Source organism: Ignavibacteriota bacterium (genome assembly GCA_016708125.1).
Classification (GTDB): domain Bacteria; phylum Bacteroidota; class Ignavibacteria; order Ignavibacteriales; family Melioribacteraceae.
Genome location: JADJGF010000001.1, coordinates 1,130,919 through 1,151,805 on the forward strand (window position 1 = coordinate 1,130,919; position 20,887 = coordinate 1,151,805).

Consider the following 20,887-nt stretch of genomic DNA (forward strand, 5'->3'; position numbering starts at 1 on the left):
CTTTTCTAATCTGAATTATATTTATACAATATTTTAATTATTACTTCAACTTGAAATTTTATCTTAATCTTATTCTTAATCATAATCTTACTCTTCTTTTAATGCAGTTATTTTCTTAAAAGAAAAGTTTAGAGAAACAATTGAGAATGTTTTATAAAGATTAGGATTAAGATTATGAGTAAGATTAAGAAAGAAAAATAGGCACAAAAAAAGCGGTTAAGTTTCCCTAACCGCTGCATGAATACAAATTATAATTTATCCAAGATAGACTTTAAGTTTTTTGCTTCTTGAAGCATGACGCAATTTTCTTAAAGCTTGTTCTTTGATTTGTCTAACTCTTTCACGAGTTAAATTTAATATTTCACCAATTTCTTCCAAAGTTGCGGTGTATTCTGTATTAAATCCAAAATACAATTTAATAACTGTTGCTTCTTTTTCTGATAAAGTAGAAAGTACTCTTTCGATTTCATTTCTTAAAGATTCGCTCATTAAACGATGATCTGGCTGAGGCTGATCTTCGTTCGGCATAATATCCAAAAGACTACTTTTACTATCTTCACTTTGTGAAAATGGAGCATCAACAGAAACTTGTCTTCCGGAATGACGAAGTGTATAAGCAACGTCATCAACATTCATTTCTAATTCTTGGGCAATTTCTTCAACACTTGGTTTTCTTTCAAGTTCTTGCTCAAGCATGCTTGCAGCTTTAGAAATTTTGGACAATTCTCCAACTCTGTTTAGAGGTAAACGAACCATTCTTGATTGATCTGCAATTGCTTGCATAATTGATTGACGAATCCACCAAACGGCGTAGGATATAAATTTAAATCCTCTCGTTTCATCAAATTTCTTTGCAGCTTTAATCAAACCAAGATTTCCTTCGTTAATCAAATCGCTTAGTGGTAATCCTTGATGTTGGTATTGTTTAGCAACACTTACCACAAACCTTAAATTAGCTTTTGTCAGCTTATCTAAAGCAGCTTTATTTCCTTCTCTAATCTTAATTGCCAAATCAATCTCTTCTTCTGGAGTGATAAGATCAACTTTGCCAATTTCTTGGAAATATTTGTCCAACGATTGACTTTCTCTGTTGGTTATTTGTTTAGTGATTTTCAATTAGGATACTCCCTTGTTTATATATAGTAATTCTCAAATTAAGACATAGTAACTTTATTGCGAAAAAAATCTAAGGTATATAAGGTTTTTGGACTTTAAAGTCAATACTTTTTTATTGCCTAGTACTTTTTATGCATTTTGATGAAAAAGAAACTAAAATTTGGGGGGAAATTTTATTATTTATTCTTTTTTCGATTTTTACAACAACTACAATTTCTTAACTTATCCCCCTAATATCGAATAAAAAATAAAAAAGTTAAGTATATTTAGATCAAGAAGTAATTTTTACAAATTTTTCCTTCTCTTTTTGGGTACATAATAAGTTGATTTTTTTAATAAAGTCAATGACTAAAAAAATACTTTTATCTACCTTTTACAATCAAAAAATTAACTTTTACTAATAACATTATAATAAATATGCAAATAACAGGAAAACCAAAGATCAAATTGAGATCTGAAGCACATGATTACATAAATCTTTTTAAATCGTTGGGTGAACGAGCCGAAAACTTTATGCCTAATGATACTTTAAATTTGCTCAAAAATTTTGTTAGAATTTGTTATGAAGAACCAATTGATCCTTCAAAACAAAATGCAGAAATTGATAAATATTTTCTCGAATTAAAAGAATCAATTCCCGGTTACTCCGATGTATCTTTAATGATTTTTCCTCATGAAGATTCGAAAGCATTTCAATATAGAGAGAAGAAACAAAATTTTGAAAATAAATTAAAATATTTTATAGATACCGAAGCCGTTGACTCAAAAACAAAAGAGCAGACTTTAAATATTCTCAATTCGCATGATTTTTCAATTGGAACTCCGCCGGTTACCGAAGCTCATTTAGATTTAATGTACAAATTAGTTTTGGGTGATGATGTAACCGAGTTAAGAAAATTTAGAGATGTAATTGGAATTGTCGGCGATATTGAAGAAGCACAGTGGAATTATTTTATGGATGTGCTTGAACAGATGATTATCCAAAGTTCTCATTACACCACAAATGCAGAAAAGCAAGATTTCTTAAGTAGAACTTTTCTAACCGTAAATTTTAAAGGATTAGACGGATTAATAAAAACTGTTGTCGGCGGAAGTTCTGACACAGTTGTTGAATTGCTTTCCGAAGAAATTTTTAACAAAAATGATGTTAAAGTTATTGAGTTTAAAAATCCGGAAGATTTGTTTAAGCAAATAGAATCCGATACAACAAGCATATTTATTGTTAAAATTGAAAATATGCGAAAGAATATTTTCAATAATAAAAAGTGGTTTCCGTATTTAACAAGAATTGTTTTGGTTGATAATTCACCGGAATCAAAAAGTACAAATACTTCTTTGGTTTTTGCGTTTCATAATAAAATTATAAATACGTTAAATAAAGTTCACACAAAAAAATTGGGAGCTTTGGCAAACAGTCAGCTAAATCTCCGTTTAATTTTAGATAAAGTAAATGATGAAAATTTAGAAAAATTCAGAGTTTGCGCAGAACAAAAAATTAAAGATTATGATGATGAATTAATACAATTCAAACTAGAGCAATTGGGCGAAACCGAAAATCATTTAAAGAATTTATACTTATTTAAATTCAATAATTTTGTTAAACAAATAATTAAGGATAAATATTCCCTAACAAAATTAAGGGATTTTATTGTTCTTGTACAAAATTGTAAAAATCCAAAATCACTTCAGAAAATTAATAAAGCATTAATTGCGGAATTTGAATCGCGAACAAAAGCATATTTTTATTCAAATATTGAACAAGTAAATATTGCTACAATTATAGAAGGCGGCGGTCGCGGACAAATTAGAACTTACGGAAGTTATTTACTTCAGAGAAAACTTAAAGAACTTGATCCAAAAATTATTCAAAAGTGTAAAACCATTATAGATATTACTCCGGATAACTATCAGCGAACTTTAAAAAATCATTTCCATAAAAATTTCGGACTAAATTTATTTTTGGAAAAGTATAAAGAATATATTACAAAAATTCAAAACGAATCAGACAACACCGGAAGATTTTACAATCTATTAATTGATTTAGGAATTAAAGAAGCTTACGAAAGCAAATCTGAAAATGAAAAGGATATTATAAAAGAATTTATCAGCAACTTAAGCAATTTGGAAATTACTTCTGTTGCCGACGATGTCCAAATGATAATTAGAGATATTTTATCAGACCGTGTTTTGATGCCATATATATTGTTTAACCAAGAAGCTTCGTGGGAATATAAAGATTTATTCCCGGAAGACAGATTTGATATAAATCCATTTGATTTGGAAATTGGTTTGGATGAATCTGGTAGAATTGATTTTGATAGACTTCACCAAAGATTAAACAGAATGAAAAATAACTTCCAACTATTTGATGATACCGGAAGTTTGTGGGATAGATTCTGTGAAAATTTAACAATAATAATTAATGATCCATCAAATCCAAGCGGATACACGGATTTTAATAATGTGTCGTTGATAAAGTTTTTGAAATTTTTAAACAACAGCAAAATTACATTATTGCTGGATGAAGCTTATAGCGATTCGGTAAAAATTGAAGATCCGAAAGAACCAAAGTGGCGAACAATTTCCAGATATATTATGAATAACATTTCAGCAATGGGAAATATAAGCGCAGTTTCGTCTTTATCAACTACTAAAAATTTAGGCGCAACCGGAAGCAGATTGGGTTCTTTAATTGCAACACCGGCAAGAAAAGATGTAATTGATTTTGCAAAAGAACAAAACGGAATTGAAAAAGGAAATACAAATTCTCTTTATATTCTTGTAAATACTTTGGAAACTGCTCAACTTGCAAAAAAGATAAAAGACAGGATGGAACGAGAACTTCCAAAGGAAGCTTCTCGTTATAAAATTAAAGCAAGAATAGAAAAATATATAATTGATGAAATAGAAAATTTTAACGATAAAAAAGAAACCGCAAATCAAGGTAAAACTGCAAAAAGATTTTCACCATTTGAAGGAAGTCCGCTGAACTTGTTTTTATTGGATGAACTCACATCGCTTGATAAATTAGATGTTTTAGATTTGCCCGATGATTTCAAATATAAAGGCGAGCCGTTTTTCAGTTATTACCAAAAACATCTTGTTTCTGAAATAAATAAATTCAGAGTTAATAAAAATTTCGGCGCTGAATCTATAAAGAGATTAAAACTATCTAAGGAAGTTGCTAATTCAATTCTTAACGAAACCGAAAATCAGTTTGCGGAAGTTCTTCCTTCCGATGGTTCTTATTTATTCAACTTAAAATTGAAGGAAAACTTTTTCTATCAAGATTTGGAAAAGTTCACAAAACGTTTAGCGCAAGAAAGAGGAATTGCGGTAATTCCATATCAAACGGGATTCTTACGATTTTCAATTGGCGATTATGTTCACGGTTCTGATAAAAGTTATGAAGTTTTCAAAAAGGAATTTGAAAATGCGCTAAGAATAGTTTTAAAATATTTGGGAATATTTACAGGTGAAAAATCTAAACCAGAAAATTCAGAAAAAAGAACTGATGATATTTTGGATGAAATTTTCAAGACATCAACCGACAAGGATTTTATTAAAAATATTCTCAATGATTTTGAAATAATTAAAAATATCAAAAAGCAAAAGAAGAGCAGTTTAACCATCAGCAATATTATGACGCTTTATCATGCGTTTCCAAAAGATTGCGGAGTTACAATTAATTCGTTAAACAAATCTCAAAATTCCGTAATTGAATTTTATGATAATATCGGCGAGTGCAGAGATTTGAGCAGTTTTATAAAAAGTAAAGCTTTCTCAAAAATTTATGAAAATCTTTTACCACAGATTTATAAATCAATTCCGCAAATTAAAGATTTAGATTTCAACACTGTTATTAATCGATTCGGCAAACCGACAATTCAAAAGTACATTGATAATAAAATGGATTACAAACCAAATTATCATGTGCTTGATGATCCCGAAGAAATTATTATAATGAAAGAAATTCTTATTGAGATGGAAAGAATTTTATTCTCTGATTCAAAAGTAAAAATTATGGCGATAAATGCTTCTGATGATTTTGCTTCAGATGTTTCTAAACTTGAAGGCACAAATATTATTCTGCGAAAATTTATTCGCGAATTGCTTTTACATTTCAATTTGCCTTTTGAACAAGATGCAATTGAACCAAATTGTGAACAGCTTCTAAAGACTTCTGTCGAAAAGTTTAATGAAGTTGTAGGATTTTCCGTTGATGAATTTAATTTAAAACAATATGCCAACATATTTTTAGATAAAGTTTTTAATAAGTTGGATAAAAATTTATTCGGTGAAAAATTAGAAGGAATAGTTCACAAAATTTTAATTGACAAAATTCTTTCATCAAATTTATCAACCGAAAAAAAATTATTACATTTTTATATGCTAAAGAAAGATGATAGTTTTTTAAATATTCTCAATTCTAAAATTCAATTTTTATCAAATAAATTAGGTCAAAAAGAAAATGGTGAAGTAAAATTATTCACCGAAGATTTCATTTTTGAAATTGTTTCATCTGAAATAAATGAAATTATTAATGAAGTTTATAGATACAAAAATGAAAAAATTACACAAGATAAACTTCATCAAGTTACACGTGATATAATTTTATTTTTCATTAAAATAATTAACAAAACTCGTTCAACGGAATATTATGATAAATACACTCACACTTTGATTAAATTCGTTGAAGCACAATACAGACAGCAAAATTCCAGCATTAACGAAATGATTCAGCACGGAATCACGCTTCATAAAAATTATGAATTTAGTAATAAAACTTTAAATTCATTTGATGACGGATCGCTAAAATGGATTGAAGATGTAATGAAGAAATGCGGTGTAATTGCATCAGAACAGCCGGTTCAAACACATACAAGAATTGTAACCGATGCAAAAAAACGCGAATATGCAATGCATAAAGTAGATAGAGAAATTGATAATAATGAAGAAAGAAAATATGAAGATTTAAATGAGTATATAAAAAATTTAGATACAAAACCTTCGGCGGTTTTCTTTAAAAGTCGTTTATCAAAATTTGTTGAAAATATGGACTCCGATGATTACAGATGCAAAATCATCAAACACGGACTTGTAAAAGTTTTATACATAATTCAAAAATCATATATAAAATATTTAACGGATAATCACCGCTTAATTACTGCAGATGAAGTTAGCTTGAATGATTTAAAAGATTTTATTCCCGATGTAATTTTATTTTACGGTGCGCCGGAAAAAGTTATTTCATATCCGCAGATTGGTTACTTCAATATTAAGGGACCAAACGGAAATATAAAAACTTTAGTAACGCCGCTAAAAATGAAAACCGATTATTTCGGAAATATTAAAAAACCTTGGCTTACAATGATGAACGAAAAAGTTAAGGAAATGGGTGGTATGCCGGTTCATGGTTCATTGTTTGCAGTTGAAGAAGAAGACGGAAGTTTGTTTGTAATTCAAGTTGATGGCGATAGCGGTGTCGGTAAATCAGAAATGCTTGCGGCAATGATGTTAAAATGGCTAAAGAAAGATTTACCGGGAATTCGTTCGATAAAATTAATTGCCGGCGATATGTTTTACGTTTTTCCGGATGCCGATGGAAATTTATATGGAATTGGAACTGAAGAGGGAGATTTTTCTCGCGTAACAGATTTTGATCCGGATTTCATTAAGTATTACAATTCCCTTTTTGAAAGTGCTGCAGATAGTAACGTTGAAGATTTAAATTCGAGAAGTACTATTAGCGGATTGTGTGATATTAAAATGCCGTACAAAATTGATATTATGTTAACCGCAAGTAATTTTGGTCGACAAGAAGCTGGTATTACAGTTTATAAAAATCCGGAAAACTTTTTGTTATATAGACATTCTCATGGCGAAAGAAAAGAGAAAGCAACAAGTTCGGATAATCCGAATTTTCAGCGAACGTTACTTCGTTATACAAATGATAAAAATGTTGTAGAAGTTATGGATAAACATGGCAATTATCTTGATGATGTTCTTGATTGGGAATTTGATGAATTCACCGGAAAATATTATTTATGTTCTTCATATAAGTTGATTGAAAAAATTGATATTGAAGAAATTGTAAATAAAATTTTTGATAAAAAAGTTTTTAAACATTTGGATGGAAACAAATACAAAATTGATTCCGTAAAGTTTGATATAATCAAAAATAGATTTATTGCAAATTGTGTTGATATAAAATCGGAAGAATCAAACACTAAAGAAATTGTAATTGATAGAACAATTTTCAGCAGTTTCTTCAATTCATTGGCAAGCACTCCGGCGGGACAACCATTCGTTGCCGAAGAAGGTCAATATGAAATGAAAAAACATTTGGTTAATATTTTGAAAGGCGGCGAAAAAGAAAAAGGTGCGGGAAGACATATTCAATTTGGAATTTTATCTACCGATCTTGGAAGAAAAGGTAAAGAAATAACAGGACCTCAAGCTGCTGCACAAGATATGGTTAAAATGATTCAAGAAGTTAGAATTTCTAAGCCGGAAATAAATAAGAATAAAAATTATATCAGAAATATTGTGAGAGAAAAATATCCGCATATTTTATCCGATGAAAAACAAAATGCCGAAGTTAACAGATATAACTTTTTCCTATTCCAATTAGAGCAAATGCGTAAAGCAGAATTTGTGAGAATTGATAATGAAAAAGTAAAAGTTGATTTAACTTCAATTAAAGGATTTTGCACGGTTGAAAAGAAGAAAGAATTTAGTCCGCTTTTAGTTACACCAAACATTAATGTTGAGTTAAGCGGTTATACAGAAGCTTATGAGCAGCTTATGGATCTTCCGAATAACGAAAGTTTTGCGGATGAATTTTATAAAGATTGTGAAAAACTTTACATTGCAGAAGGTTATAGCAAAGCCACTATTGAGAATAATATGATTCTACAATTATTATTGATGAATGGATATATTAATTTAGAAGATATTACTCGCGGAAGAATTACAGAAAAAGTTAACCGCGAAACTTTAGCAGCGGCAAAATTTGCAGTTGTTAAAAAGCTAATTGAAAAGAAAAAATAATGTTTGACAAATATCCGATCTTTTAAAAAGATCGGATATTTACAATCTTAAGCAGAAATCTAAATTTATAATTTACACATCTTATTCAATCTTCAACAATTTTCTTACAAGCGGCGTTAACCCGCTAAACATTAGCTCAACTGCAATAACCATTACTATCAATCCCATAATTCTCATTAAAACTTTATTCCCGGTTTCGCCAAGAAATTCCATCAGCTTCCTTCCGGTTAACAATGATACTAACATAATTGCCATCAATAAAATTATCACGGAAAATAAAACCATTTTTTGCGAAATATCAATTGCATCATTGTAATGTACAATTGAAACCGTAATTGCTCCGGGTCCGGTAATTAATGGAATTCCCAGAGGACTTATTGCAACATCTTTTGAATTTTCAAAATGTTCATCTTCACGGGATTTGGTTCTGTTTAATCTTGCTTGAAGCATATCATATCCGGCAATAAAAAAAATTATTCCTCCAACAATTCTTAAACTATGAATTGTGATAGCGAAAAAATCGAATATAAATTTTCCGGTAATCACAAATAAAATTAATATAATAAACGCAGTTAACACAGCTTTATATGCAACCTTTTTTGCATCTCTTGGCTCAAGGTGTGATGTTAATGAAATATATACCGGTATTACTCCAAGTGGATTCATCATTGTAAATAATGATGTGAAAACAATTAATGTAAATTCTAATAAGGAATTCATTTTAATTCCATTTGTTATACAATTTAATAAATTTTTCTTGAATGAATTCCCAAGCTTTTAAAACATGTTTCTCTTCAGTTTTAATTCCGCCGATAGTTATTCGTATCGTAAATTTTCCATTTAGTTTTGTGTGACTTAAAAATAATTTTCCGGAATTATTAATTTCATCCATTAAAATTTTATTAAATTCATTTAGTTCGTCTTCACTTAATTTTTTATTTGGAATTGCTCTAAAACAAATTGTGCTTAATGGAGTTGGAGCCAGTCTTTCAAAATTGGGATGTCGGTCAATAAAATCAGCAAATAATTCACCTAATCTTAAATGTTCACGCAAAATATTTTGTAATCCTTCAACGCCAAAGTAACGAATTAAAAACCATAACTTAAGTGAGCGAAATTTTCTTCCAAGCTGAATTCCATAATCCATATAATTTATAACTTTTGATTCTTCATCAGTCTTCAAATATTCCGGAACTATTGAAAAAGCCTTTTTAATAATTTCCGGTTTTGAAGTAAACAAAACGCTTAAATCTATTGGAACAAAAAGCCATTTATGTGGATTTACAACCATCGAATCTGCATCTTCTACTCCACTTAATATTGATCTAAATTCGGGAATTATAGCTGCTGATCCCGCATGTGCTGCATCTACATGAAGCCACAAATTATATTTTTTTGCAATTCGAGAAATTAAATCAACCGGATCAATACTTGTTGTTGAAGTTGTTCCAACTGTTGCAACAATACAAAACGGTAATAAACCTATTTCTAAATCTTTATTAATTTCATCATCAAGTTCTGAAGTTAACATTCTAAACTGATCATCCGTTTTTATTTTTACGACCGCAGAAAGCGGTAATCCTAAAGTTATTACTCCTTTTTCAATTGATGAATGCGCATGCTCGGAACAATAAAGTCTTAGTTTATTTATATCATAATTATTATAATTTGATTTTGCCTGCTCGCGTGCGGCAGCAATTGCGTGCATTGAACTTACAGAAGCTAAATCATAAATAATTCCAAAAAACTTTGGGGGAAGCTGTAGCATTTGTCTGAACCAATCTAAAACTACTTCTTCCAATTCTGTTGAAGCGGGAGAAGTTTTCCAAATCATTCCATTAATATTAAATGCAGAACTTAAAAAATCGCCCAATATTGCTGGGGCAGAAGCTGTTGAGTTAAAATACGCCATAAAATTCGGATGATTCCAATGAGTCATTCCGGGCATAATAATTTCGCTTACATCATTAAAAATACTTTCCATATCCTCCCCTTTTTGTGGAGGAGTTTGTGATAATTTTTCTTTAATATCGCCGGGTTTAACTTGAGCCAAAACTGGTTTTTCTTCAACATTTTCAAAATAGTCCGCAATAAAATCAATAAGTTCGTGTCCATATTTTCTAAAATCTTCAATCGGCATATCTTTAGTTTTTGAAATCATAAAAAACTCGTATATTTTTCTTAAATAAAATATTTGATTTACAAATTATGAATAAACGAGAAAGTTATGAAATTAAAATTATATCAAGTTGATGCTTTTACAAATGAAGTTTTCAAAGGAAATCCCGCTGCAGTTGTTCCATTAGAAAATTGGTTAGATGATTCTGTTATGCAAAATATTGCCGGCGAAAATAATTTAGCCGAAACTGCATTTTTTGTAAATGAAAAAGATGGTTACAGAATTAGATGGTTTACTCCAACAAGTGAAGTTGATTTATGCGGACACGCCACACTTGCTTCATCTTTTGTTCTATTCAACATTTTAGATTACGAAAAAAATATAATTGAATTTAATTCCAAAGGTGGAAAATTAATTGTTACAAAGGAAGACGATTTAATTAGTTTAAATTTTCCTTCAAGAAATCCGCAATTAATTGAAACAAATAAAATACTCGTTGATGCATTGGGAAAAACTCCCAGTGAAGTTTATTTTGATAAATCAACAATTTGTGTTTTTAATGACGAAGAAACTGTTAGAAATTTAACTCCAAAAATCAAAGATTTTTTAAATATTAAAACTCATGGAGTAATTATAACAGCCAAAGGAAATAATGTAGATTTTGTTTCAAGATTTTTTGCACCCGATGTTGGAATAGATGAAGATCCGGTTACCGGTTATGCGCATACTTTATTAATTCCTTTGTGGGCAAAAAAGTTGAGTAAAAATAAACTTAGCGCTTTACAAGTTTCAAAAAGAGGCGGCGAATTATTTTGCGAATATATGAATGAAAGAGTTAAAATTTCCGGTAGAACTGTACTTTATTTAGAAGGTGAAATTACAATTTAAAACCGCCAAGAAAAGTTTGTATAAATATTAGAGTAACTTGTTTTGCCTTCGTATGTTCCTTCAAAACTAAGCGAAAGAGTTAAACTTTTATTTATTCGTAATGATAAATCTGCAGAAAAAATATCTTGAATTAATTTACTCTCAGTATTAATAAATTTATAGTTTATATTTCTATAACTCAAAGTTCCGTACAGTGCTCCATCTAATAAATCTTTTGATAATCTCAATCCAATTATATCTCCATTTAAATACATTGTGTTTAATCCGAGATAATTAATATTAGCGGATAAATTTAAATATTGAATTCTTGAATGAGTTACAGAAATACCATAATTATTTGATGGCTTCGCATCGTCTTCACTAAATCTGTAACCCGAATTTAAACTGACAAAAATATTATTGAGTGGTCTAATGTTTAGTCTCAATCTAAAACCTTGTCTAAGTGCTGATTCTATTAGCTGATCGGCATAATTTTTAAATGTCTCATAATAAATTACATTTTTTCGAGCATCGTAACTTGCGGTTGCGGAAAGCCATCTAACCGGAGAAAATCTTGCAGACACATAAAAACTTGTTAATCTAAAATCATTACTTGCTTTATTGTTTTCATATTTAAACAAATCAATTTCAGTAGAAAAAAATAAACCGAGATTATTAATTATATTATTTGAATGCTGCAAATAGAAAAATCTTCTATCAGTACTATTATTATTCATAAGCTGAAAAGCAGAAATTGTGTTTTGCATTTCACCATTTCCCAAAGAATCTTTCCTACTTATAAATCCGCCTAATTGTAAAAGATTTATATTATATCCATAATCATTAAAATTTGGTCTTGAACCAATTACTCCGCCGATTGAAAAAGAATTATAATTAGTCTCGATTTGCAATCCATCAATTGCACCAACATTTGCGATATTTGTATTTATTTTTCTTCCTAATGTAAACTTAGTTTTTTTCAATTCGTAAGAAACCGCAAGATCATAAATTTTCACCGCATCATTCAAATGATTTGTTGTATAGCTCCATTCATCGGCTCTATATCTGAATGTAATATAATTCGAAAATGATAATCCGGAATTATTAATATCATTTGCATTTAGATTAAATGAGTATCTCCACTTTTGATAATCTTCACCATTTGAGTTATTAGATAAATTGGAATAACTCGATAAATTAAATCTTCCGTAAAAATTATCTTTTTCAGATTTATACTTACTTGAGTTTTTAACTTCGATTGGCTTTACTTCTTCTGAATCAACGTTAACTAAATTATTTTTTTCATCATTTTTAGTTATCAAAAGTTTTTCATTTTCAATTTTATTATATGCAAATATTTCAATCCCTTTTTGAAGTTTTCCCTTTATTTCTTTTGCCGCACATGATCTTGATGATTTTGAATGCACGATTAGTTTTGGAATAAATCCGGTATTGATTTTTGTAAATAATGTATCACCAATATTTATTCCTTCGGTATTTATAAAACTTACATAAGTAAATTGAGAAGATACATATTCAACTTTTCCGGAAATTATTAATTTATCTTTTTGCTGCGCCGATAAAACAGTAAACGATAGCAGTATTAATATTTTTATATTTCTAATCATATAATTTTATTCAAATCTAAAAAGTTCTTTTTTATTTAAATTGCCTTCGCTTCCGTTTGGATGACAATCATAACAAGCATTGCTACTATATGAATATCCGCTTTCACCTCTGTGTTCATTATTCATATCTGTCTGATTATGCTCATGACAATCAATGCAAGAAAAAACCGAATAATCGTTTTGATTAGTGTGACAATCGGAACATGAATTCCATTCGTTTCTATGTTCACCAGAATAAATTGGGAAGTACTGATCATCATGATCAAAAGTAGCCGGCTTCCAAGCATTTTGTGAATGACAATCTTCACATGCAAAACCAAATCCAGAACTTGAGTGTACCGGATTTGTCGTTGAATTATAATCAGAAGAATGACAACCATAACAATCATCTGGAGTTGAATTATAATTTCCATTATGACATGTTGCACAATCATTTGAAATTGAAGAATGCGCACCTTGTAAAACATAAAAATTATTGTGAACCGAAAATGATGCGGGCTGCCAATCCGGATTAGTAGTATGGCATTCATTACAATTTGTTGAGAGACTTAAATTTGTATGACTTGGATTTGTAGAATTATTAAAATTATCAATGTGACAATCTGAACAAATTGTTGATGTTCCCGAATATCCCGATGTGTGACAATCACTACAGTTTGTACTTACGTGTGCCCCTGTTAATGCAAAATTAGTATTGTTGTGATCAAAAGTTGTTTCGTTCCAATTTGTTGTATTGTGGCAGTCTTGACAAGTTTTAGGATAATTTTGTGAAACATGTTCTTGTGCTGAAGCGTAGTTATCAGCATGACAAGAATAACATTCCGGTGAAGCATTTGCCGTACTTACCGAATGACAACTTGAGCAGTTTGAAATATTGTGTCCGCCCACTAATTCAAATCCGGTTGTTGAATGATTAAAAGTAGAGGGATTCCAAACTGATGTGTTATGACAATCTTCACACTTATTTGAAATTCCAACTTGAACATGATTTGGATTTGTAGAATTATTAAAATTATCAATGTGACAATCTGAACAAATCGTTGATGTACCTGAATATCCCGATGTGTGACAATCACTACAGTTTGTACTTACGTGTGCCCCTGTTAATGCAAAACTAGTATTGTTGTGATCAAAAGTTGTTTCGTTCCAATTTGTTGTATTGTGGCAGTCTTGACAAGTTTTGGGATAATTTTGTGAAACATGTTCTTGTGCTGAAGTGTAGTTATCAGCATGACAAGAATAACATTCCGGTGAAGCATTTGCCGTACTTACCGAATGACAACTTGAGCAGTTTGAAATATTGTGTCCTCCAACTAATTCAAATCCGGTTGATGAATGATTAAATACAGAAGGATTCCAAACTGATGTGTTATGACAATCTTCGCATTTATTTGATATTCCAACTTGGACATGATTTGGATTTGTAGAATTATTAAAATTTGATTCATGACATGCAAAACATTCTGTTGAAGTTCCAGCATATCCGTTTGAGTGACAAGATGAACAATCTGTACTTGTATGAGCTCCGGTTAATGCAAAATTAGTATTATTATGATCGAAAGTTGTTTCATTCCAATTTGTTGTATTGTGACAGTCTTGACAAACTTTAGGATAATTTTGCGAAACATGTTCCGGTGCAGATGCATAGTTTGCTGAATGGCAAGAATAACATTCAGATGTTGCATTTGCCGTACTTACTGAATGACAACTTGAACAGTTTGAAATATTGTGTCCTCCAACTAATTCAAATCCGGTTGATGAATGATTAAAAGTAGAGGGATTCCAAACCGATGTGTTATGACAATCTTCACACTTATTTGAAATTCCAACTTGAATATGATTTGGATCTGATGAATTATTAAAATTATTTTGATGACAACTAATACATTCTTTAGATGTATTCAAGTATCCACTTTGATGGCAATCCGAACACTCCTGAGTTATATGCGCGCCGGTCAGTGGAAATTCTGAGAGAGCATGATTAAAAGCTCCATCTTCACTTCCTGTTGGATGACATGCGAAGCATTCAGAACTTATATATTGATATCCTTGAATTCCACTATGTTCATCATCCATTTTTGCTTTTTCATGTTCATGACAATTTATACACTCAAAAACTTGAAAGTTTGAAGAATTAGTATGACAATCAGAACATTCATTCCATTGATTATTGTGCGAACCTGAATAAATTGGGAAGAATTGATTATCATGGTCAAATGTTGCTGGCTGCCAAGCATTTTGCGAATGACAAGTTTCACAATCTGTACCAAATCCAGTTGTTTGATGATTTGGGTTATTGGTATTATTGTAGTTATCAGTATGACAATCATAACACAAATTTTTTGTGGTAGTGTAATTGCCGGAATGACAAGAATTACAATCATTTGCAATACTTGCATGCGCACCTTCCAATAAATAGAATTCATTGTGAACTGAAAATGTTGCTGGCTGCCAATCCGGATTTGATGTATGGCATTGCTCGCAATTTTGATCTAACCCAATTTGCTGATGATTAGGATTTACTGAATTTTGAAAATCTGTTAAATGACAAGAATTACATTCCATCGATGTTCCTTGATAACCGGAAGAATGGCAATCTGTGCATTGGGTTGAAATGTGCGCTCCGGTTAATGGAAAATTTGTTGCCGAATGATTAAATCCGCCTTCTTCACTTCCGGTTGGATGGCAAGCGAAGCATGCATTACTTTCATACACATATCCATTAATTCCGCCGTGTTCTTCATTCATAGAATTTTGATTGTGTTCATGACAAGTAATACATTCGAAAACTTGGAAGTTAGAAGAATTTGTATGACAATCTGAACACTCATTCCACTTACCTTTATGTTCTCCGGAATAAATTGGGAAAAACTGATTATCATGATCGAACGCTGCCGGTTCCCAAGCTTTTGTTGTATGGCAAGATTCACAATCAGTTCCAAAGCCGGCTGATTGGTGAACCGGATCAGCTGCAGAATTATAATCAGTTTGATGACAATCATAACATTGATTTGGAGTATTTGTGAAACCGGTAGTATGACATTTTGCACAATCATTTTCAATTGTTTTATGTGCACCGTCTAGTACAAAAAATTGATCATGATCTTTAAACAGCGCTGGCTGCCAGCCGGGATTAGTTGTATGGCATTCCAAACAATTGGTTGAAAATCCAGATGCAGTATGATTAGGATTTGAAGTTGAATTATAATCATTCTGATGACAAATTAAACACTCTTGTGATAATCCTTCAAAAGTAGTTTGCGAATGGCAATCAAAACAATTACTTATTTTATGTCCGCCGACTAATGGAAAAAAATCATGAGATACGTTTGCCTTACTCCATTCAATATCACTAACTCTATGACAATCTTCACAATCTTTTGAAAATCCGGCTTCAATATGATTTGGAACTTGTGCTGATTGATAATCACTTAAATGGCAATCAATACACTGCGATCCAATAACTTGAAATAATAATTTATCAACCGAAGTATGACAATCTTTACAATCTGCAATTTTGTGCGCACCAAGTAAAGGAAATCTGCTTACATCATGCATTTCTGTAATATTTGCAATTACCCATGAGTTTGAGTTATGACATTGTTCACAATTTGGTTCAACCGTATTTTGATGAATATTTGTATGACAATCAAAACAATTACCTTTTGTTTCAGAAAATTTTAAAGTTGTGTGACACGATTGACAATCTAAAACTTTATGCTGACCCGCAAGTTCAAAATTTGTTTGTGCATGATTAAAATCTAATTTCTTTAAATCAACTTTCCAATCATTCGTTGAATGACAAACTTCGCAATCAAAATTAAAATTTTCTCCATGCGGAGTTTGAGAATAATTCAATGAGGATATAAAGATAAATATTATGAATGACAGCTTATACATCTAACATCCTCTATTTTATAATTTGTGAATGAAATATCATTTTTGATAATTGGCTTATGACATTTATCGCAGCTTACATTTCTATGTGCACCATCAATTGCAAATCTTGTTTTATTATGATCAAATAAAGTTGGCTGCCAATTATTAAATGTGTGGCAATTTTCGCAAAGTTCTTTTTCATCTTCAACAAACTGACCTTGATGAATGTCATTGTGGCATTCGGTACAATTTAATTTTAATTGTATAAATTTTTGTGCAATAATTTTAGAATATTCAATTGTGAAATGACAATCTCTGCAAGTTGCGGTTTTGTGTTTTCCAATCAATTCAAATTCTGTTTTGCTATGATCAAACTCAATTGTTTTCCAAGAAATTGTTGAGTGACAAGTTTCGCATTTATTTTCATTAAAATATTTTTCGCCAATTTCATTTCCGTGAATATTTGTATGACAAGAAATACATTTTTCACCGGAAATTTTAAATGTCCAACTTTCATTTTTATAATGACATGCAAAACACGGAGTTGCCGAATGTGAATTTGTTAATTTAAATTCTGTTTTTTCATGCATTTCCAAAGTGAAATTGGAAGGTGAAAATCCATTCTCAGTATGACAAACTTTGCAATCCGTTTGAATATTATTTTTTATAAATTCACCTTTGTGAAAATCATTATGACAATCATAACATTTAGAATATTTTGGTTTACTTGTTAAACTTTCTTTATGGCAATTTTCGCATTTTACTTTTTGATGTTTACCAACTAAAGGAAAATTGGTTTTTGAATGATTAAATTTATCGGAAATATTTACTTCATTAAATGAATTTGTATTGTGGCAAGTTTTGCAATCATTACCAAATTTTCCTTTATGAAAATCATTATGGCAAGATTCGCAACTGTTGAATTTTACTTCTGCAAATTTCTGAAATGATTTATTATTTCTTTTTTCTTTTGCGTGACATTTTTCGCAATCTACATTTTGATGTTTTCCGGTTAATTTAAAATTCGTATTATCATGCAAAAACTTTTCCGCCGGTTTAAATTTTTCTTCGGTATGACATTTTGCACAATCATCATCTAATGTTTTTTGATGAACATCTTCATGGCAATTTTTACATTTTGTACCTAATCCTAAGAAAGTGTTTTTTCTTGATTTAAGTTTTTTATCATGTATAAATTCCGATTTGTGACATTTATCGCAATCTAATTTTTTATGACTTCCCTTTAGTTCAAATCCGGTTTCATTGTGTTCAAATTTATTTTCATCAAACTTTATGATTTTAAAATTTCTACCAAAATGTTCTCCATGGCAGCTCCAGCAATCTTTAACGGCAACATTTTTATTTGAATGAAATCCTCTATTTTGATTTATTAAATCCGAAATTTCTGTGTGGCAATCAAGACATTTTGCTTTGGAAACTTGCTTTCCCAAATCGTGACATTTTGTGCAATTACTCATTCCTTCAAATTCCGCATGAGCTTTGGTTAAATCTCCGGGAGAAATTTGCGCTAAATTTATTTTAGCAAAAATGAACAAAAACAAAAATATTTTGAGAACTAATGTTTTAATATTACCTCTCCAAATTTTTTGGTTATTTTAATTCCAATTTTTTCAAGAAATTTATTTGGTAATTCTCCGCCCGCAAAAATGTAAACTAAATCATTTTGTATTGGGATTATGCTTCCGTTATTCAATTTTATTTTTACTTCTTTTTCTAAAATTTCCGTCAAGTTAGAACTGTAAATAGCGCTGATTTTGTTTGTCTTAATTGCGCTATCAATTTTTTCCAAATTTTTTGGCTTAAGTCGATTAAAAGATTCTGATCGATAGGAAATTGTAACTTGATTTGTTCCATCTTCTGCAAGTAAAAGTGCTGATTCTATTGCAGAATCTCCGCCTCCGATAACAATTACTTTTTGATTCTGTATCAATTCCGGCTCAAGTAAACGATATGCAACTTTTTCAAGATTTTCTCCCGGAACATTTAATTTTCTTGGCGAACCTCTTCTTCCGATTGAAAGCAAAACTTTTGAGCAAGTATATTTATCGTGATTTGTAATTACTTCAAAAGAATTTTGGTAAGCAATAATTTCTAAAACTTTTTCATTTTCATTTATTGAAATATTATTTTTTTCTAAAACTTCTTTCCAGAGACCAATTAATTCTGATTTTGAAGTTTCACTTAATTTAACTTTTCCATGAAGTGGTAAATCCATTGGTTTTGTCATAACAATTTTTGCTCGAGGAAATGTAAAAACTGTTCCGCCCAAACTATCTTGTTCAAGAGTTAAAAATCTAATATTATTTTTTGCTGCATTTAAAGAAGCCGCAATTCCGGCTGGACCGGCGCCGACAATTATTACATCAAATTTTACATTTTTTTCTTTGGGCAAAGTTCTAATAATATTTTCCATTGCTTTAGAACCTTGATCAACTGCATTTTTAATTAAACCCATTCCGCCTAATTCGCCGGCAATGTAAATTCCTTTTATATTCGTTTCATAATTTTGACTTACATGAGGAAGTTCAACTCCGCGTTTTTCAGTTCCCATTACCAACGATATTGCTTCAACCGGACACGCATGAAAACAAGCTCCGTGTCCAACGCATTGAGATGCATTTATTAATTTTCCTTTTCCGCTTACAATCCCCAAAATATCTTTTTCCGGACAAGCAGCAACGCAAGCACCGCTACCAATACAAATATCTTCGTTAATTTCCGGATGAAGTGAAATTGGTTCGTGAAAACCAAATTCTTTTGCTTTATCAATTTTAAGTCGATTTATTTTTGTTTTTGTTTTATGACTCATATAATACGCGAAAAGTACTATTGAGATAAGAAGAATTACTAAAATTGCTGATATCAAATATTCAATTAAAACTTCCAATTCTTTACCAATTTTAATTTGTGTAAATAGGACAATTAGTCAATAAATATGCCATAGTAAGTTATGTAAAAAGTCACAAAATTTGGACATTTTATAATATGCTTCCAAAATTTTACATGTAATTAATACATTCTGTCTTAAAAATCGAAAAAGAAAACGAGAAATTTAGGTCTAAAAAATCCACCTATAACCAAAAACTACAGTTACAATTATATGAATGAACATAATTATTAGCATAATTAAAGCAAAAGGAAGATGTGCAACATGCCAATATTTAAATAAACTTTGCATTAAACGTAAATAATGAATTTTACTCGAAATTGATATTTTTTCTTTGATTGTTTTAATTATCTCTTTTCTTTGATGTTTTGATATGTTGTTTTGCTTCAATTCATTTGAAATATTTACTATTTTTTTTCTATTTTCCAAATAATTTGGAATAACTGATAAAAGAAGATTTCCGAAAGAAGCTTTACCTTGCTGCTGAATTTGTGATAAGTTCGAAACTTTTTCTAATGTGGAATTCATTAAATTATATTCGGTTGCTAATCTATAAGTTAAATTTTCATTTAAATTATTAATTTGCTGCATATTCATTTCGCTGCCTTCAATTGTTCTGGGAATTCTTACATAAATAAATCTCCCAATAATTCCGCTTAAAAAAACTGCAACCATACTCCAAAAACTAACGGAAACAATTCCTCCAAATTTAAATGCCGTATGAAATAAAATTAGAATTGGTCCAACTGTGCAAAGAAAAATGTGTAATTCAAGCCAATGTTTTAAAACTCCTAAATGAACAAATAATTTTCCTCTTTTTCTAATCATATATATTAACACGCCAAAAACCATTAAAATAGAGCCAATAATTCCAAAACCGTGACCCAAAATTCCGCTTGGTTTTAATAAATCATGTTCAGATGAGAAAAATTTTTCTTCAAGTGGAGTTGTGTAGTAAGAATATCCATTTATAATAAGAATGGCTAAAACTGAAATTGTGACTAAAATAAAAAAACCGATATACAAATTATGCTGTAATTTTGTCAAATCCTTTCCAAAAAATAATTTATACTATAAATCTTATTTAAATTAAAAAAAATATATAAGTTTTCCTAAGATCAAAAATAAAATGATGCTTGGGTTAATATTAACCAATTGAGCGAAATTTATATTTTAAAAGTGTGACACAAATCAAATCTTGTATCAAAACAGAACACAATTTTTAATAAATGATTTACTTTCTAATTGTTGCAAATGCATCTAACAGAATAGTGGAATAATTAAATGTTTGAATTTGTAATAAATTCCTAATTTTAC

General features: G+C 30.1%; 10 protein-coding genes. 2 read left to right on the forward strand and 8 right to left on the reverse strand.

What is annotated here, in order from left to right:
* Positions 1 to 255 precede the first annotated feature (255 nt).
* Positions 256 to 1,116 (reverse strand): RNA polymerase sigma factor RpoD/SigA, encoded by an 861-nt coding sequence (locus tag IPH62_05255; protein ID MBK7104671.1) that lies wholly within the window; start codon positions 1,114 to 1,116, stop codon positions 256 to 258.
* Positions 1,117 to 1,533: 417 nt separating this feature from the next.
* On the opposite strand from IPH62_05255, the gene IPH62_05260 reads away from it, so the two are divergent.
* Positions 1,534 to 8,169: an aminotransferase class I/II-fold pyridoxal phosphate-dependent enzyme gene (locus IPH62_05260; GenBank protein MBK7104672.1), complete on the forward strand. Its 6,636-nt coding sequence runs from the start codon at positions 1,534 to 1,536 to the stop codon at positions 8,167 to 8,169.
* Positions 8,170 to 8,250: 81 nt separating this feature from the next.
* On the opposite strand, the gene IPH62_05265 is transcribed toward IPH62_05260, so the two are convergent.
* Together IPH62_05265 and IPH62_05270 are read right to left on the reverse strand one after the other, a co-directional pair.
* Positions 8,251 to 8,889, reverse strand: coding sequence for a MarC family protein (locus IPH62_05265; GenBank protein MBK7104673.1), 639 nt, complete (start codon positions 8,887 to 8,889; stop codon positions 8,251 to 8,253).
* Between the two features lies 1 nt (position 8,890).
* Complete coding sequence (locus tag IPH62_05270; GenBank protein ID MBK7104674.1) at positions 8,891 to 10,330, reverse strand: amino acid decarboxylase; 1,440 nt, start codon at positions 10,328 to 10,330, stop codon at positions 8,891 to 8,893.
* 66 nt (positions 10,331 to 10,396) lie between these two features.
* On the opposite strand from IPH62_05270, the gene IPH62_05275 reads away from it, so the two are divergent.
* Positions 10,397 to 11,176, forward strand: a complete 780-nt coding sequence (locus IPH62_05275; protein MBK7104675.1) for a PhzF family phenazine biosynthesis protein — start codon at positions 10,397 to 10,399, stop codon at positions 11,174 to 11,176.
* Here IPH62_05275 and IPH62_05280 read toward each other — a convergent pair.
* From IPH62_05280 to IPH62_05300, 5 genes are all read right to left on the reverse strand, one after another.
* On the reverse strand, positions 11,173 to 12,783 hold the full coding sequence (locus tag IPH62_05280) for a hypothetical protein (protein MBK7104676.1): 1,611 nt from the start codon (positions 12,781 to 12,783) through the stop codon (positions 11,173 to 11,175). The two genes, IPH62_05275 and IPH62_05280, sit on opposite strands and share 4 nt — an antisense overlap.
* Before the next feature lie 6 nt (positions 12,784 to 12,789).
* Entirely contained in the window at positions 12,790 to 16,683 is a 3,894-nt protein-coding gene (locus IPH62_05285; protein ID MBK7104677.1) for a hypothetical protein, read from the reverse strand.
* Positions 16,662 to 18,212 (reverse strand): cytochrome C, encoded by a 1,551-nt coding sequence (locus IPH62_05290; protein MBK7104678.1) that lies wholly within the window; start codon positions 18,210 to 18,212, stop codon positions 16,662 to 16,664. Before IPH62_05290 ends, IPH62_05285 begins: the two co-directional genes overlap by 22 nt.
* A 26-nt stretch (positions 18,213 to 18,238) precedes the next feature.
* Positions 18,239 to 19,492 carry an NAD(P)-binding domain-containing protein gene (locus IPH62_05295; GenBank protein MBK7104679.1) on the reverse strand — a complete coding sequence of 418 codons (1,254 nt, stop codon included), beginning with the start codon at positions 19,490 to 19,492 and terminating at the stop codon, positions 18,239 to 18,241.
* Between the two features lie 249 nt (positions 19,493 to 19,741).
* Positions 19,742 to 20,578, reverse strand: a complete 837-nt coding sequence (locus IPH62_05300; GenBank protein ID MBK7104680.1) for a hypothetical protein — start codon at positions 20,576 to 20,578, stop codon at positions 19,742 to 19,744.
* Between the last annotated feature and the right edge of the window lie 309 nt (positions 20,579 to 20,887).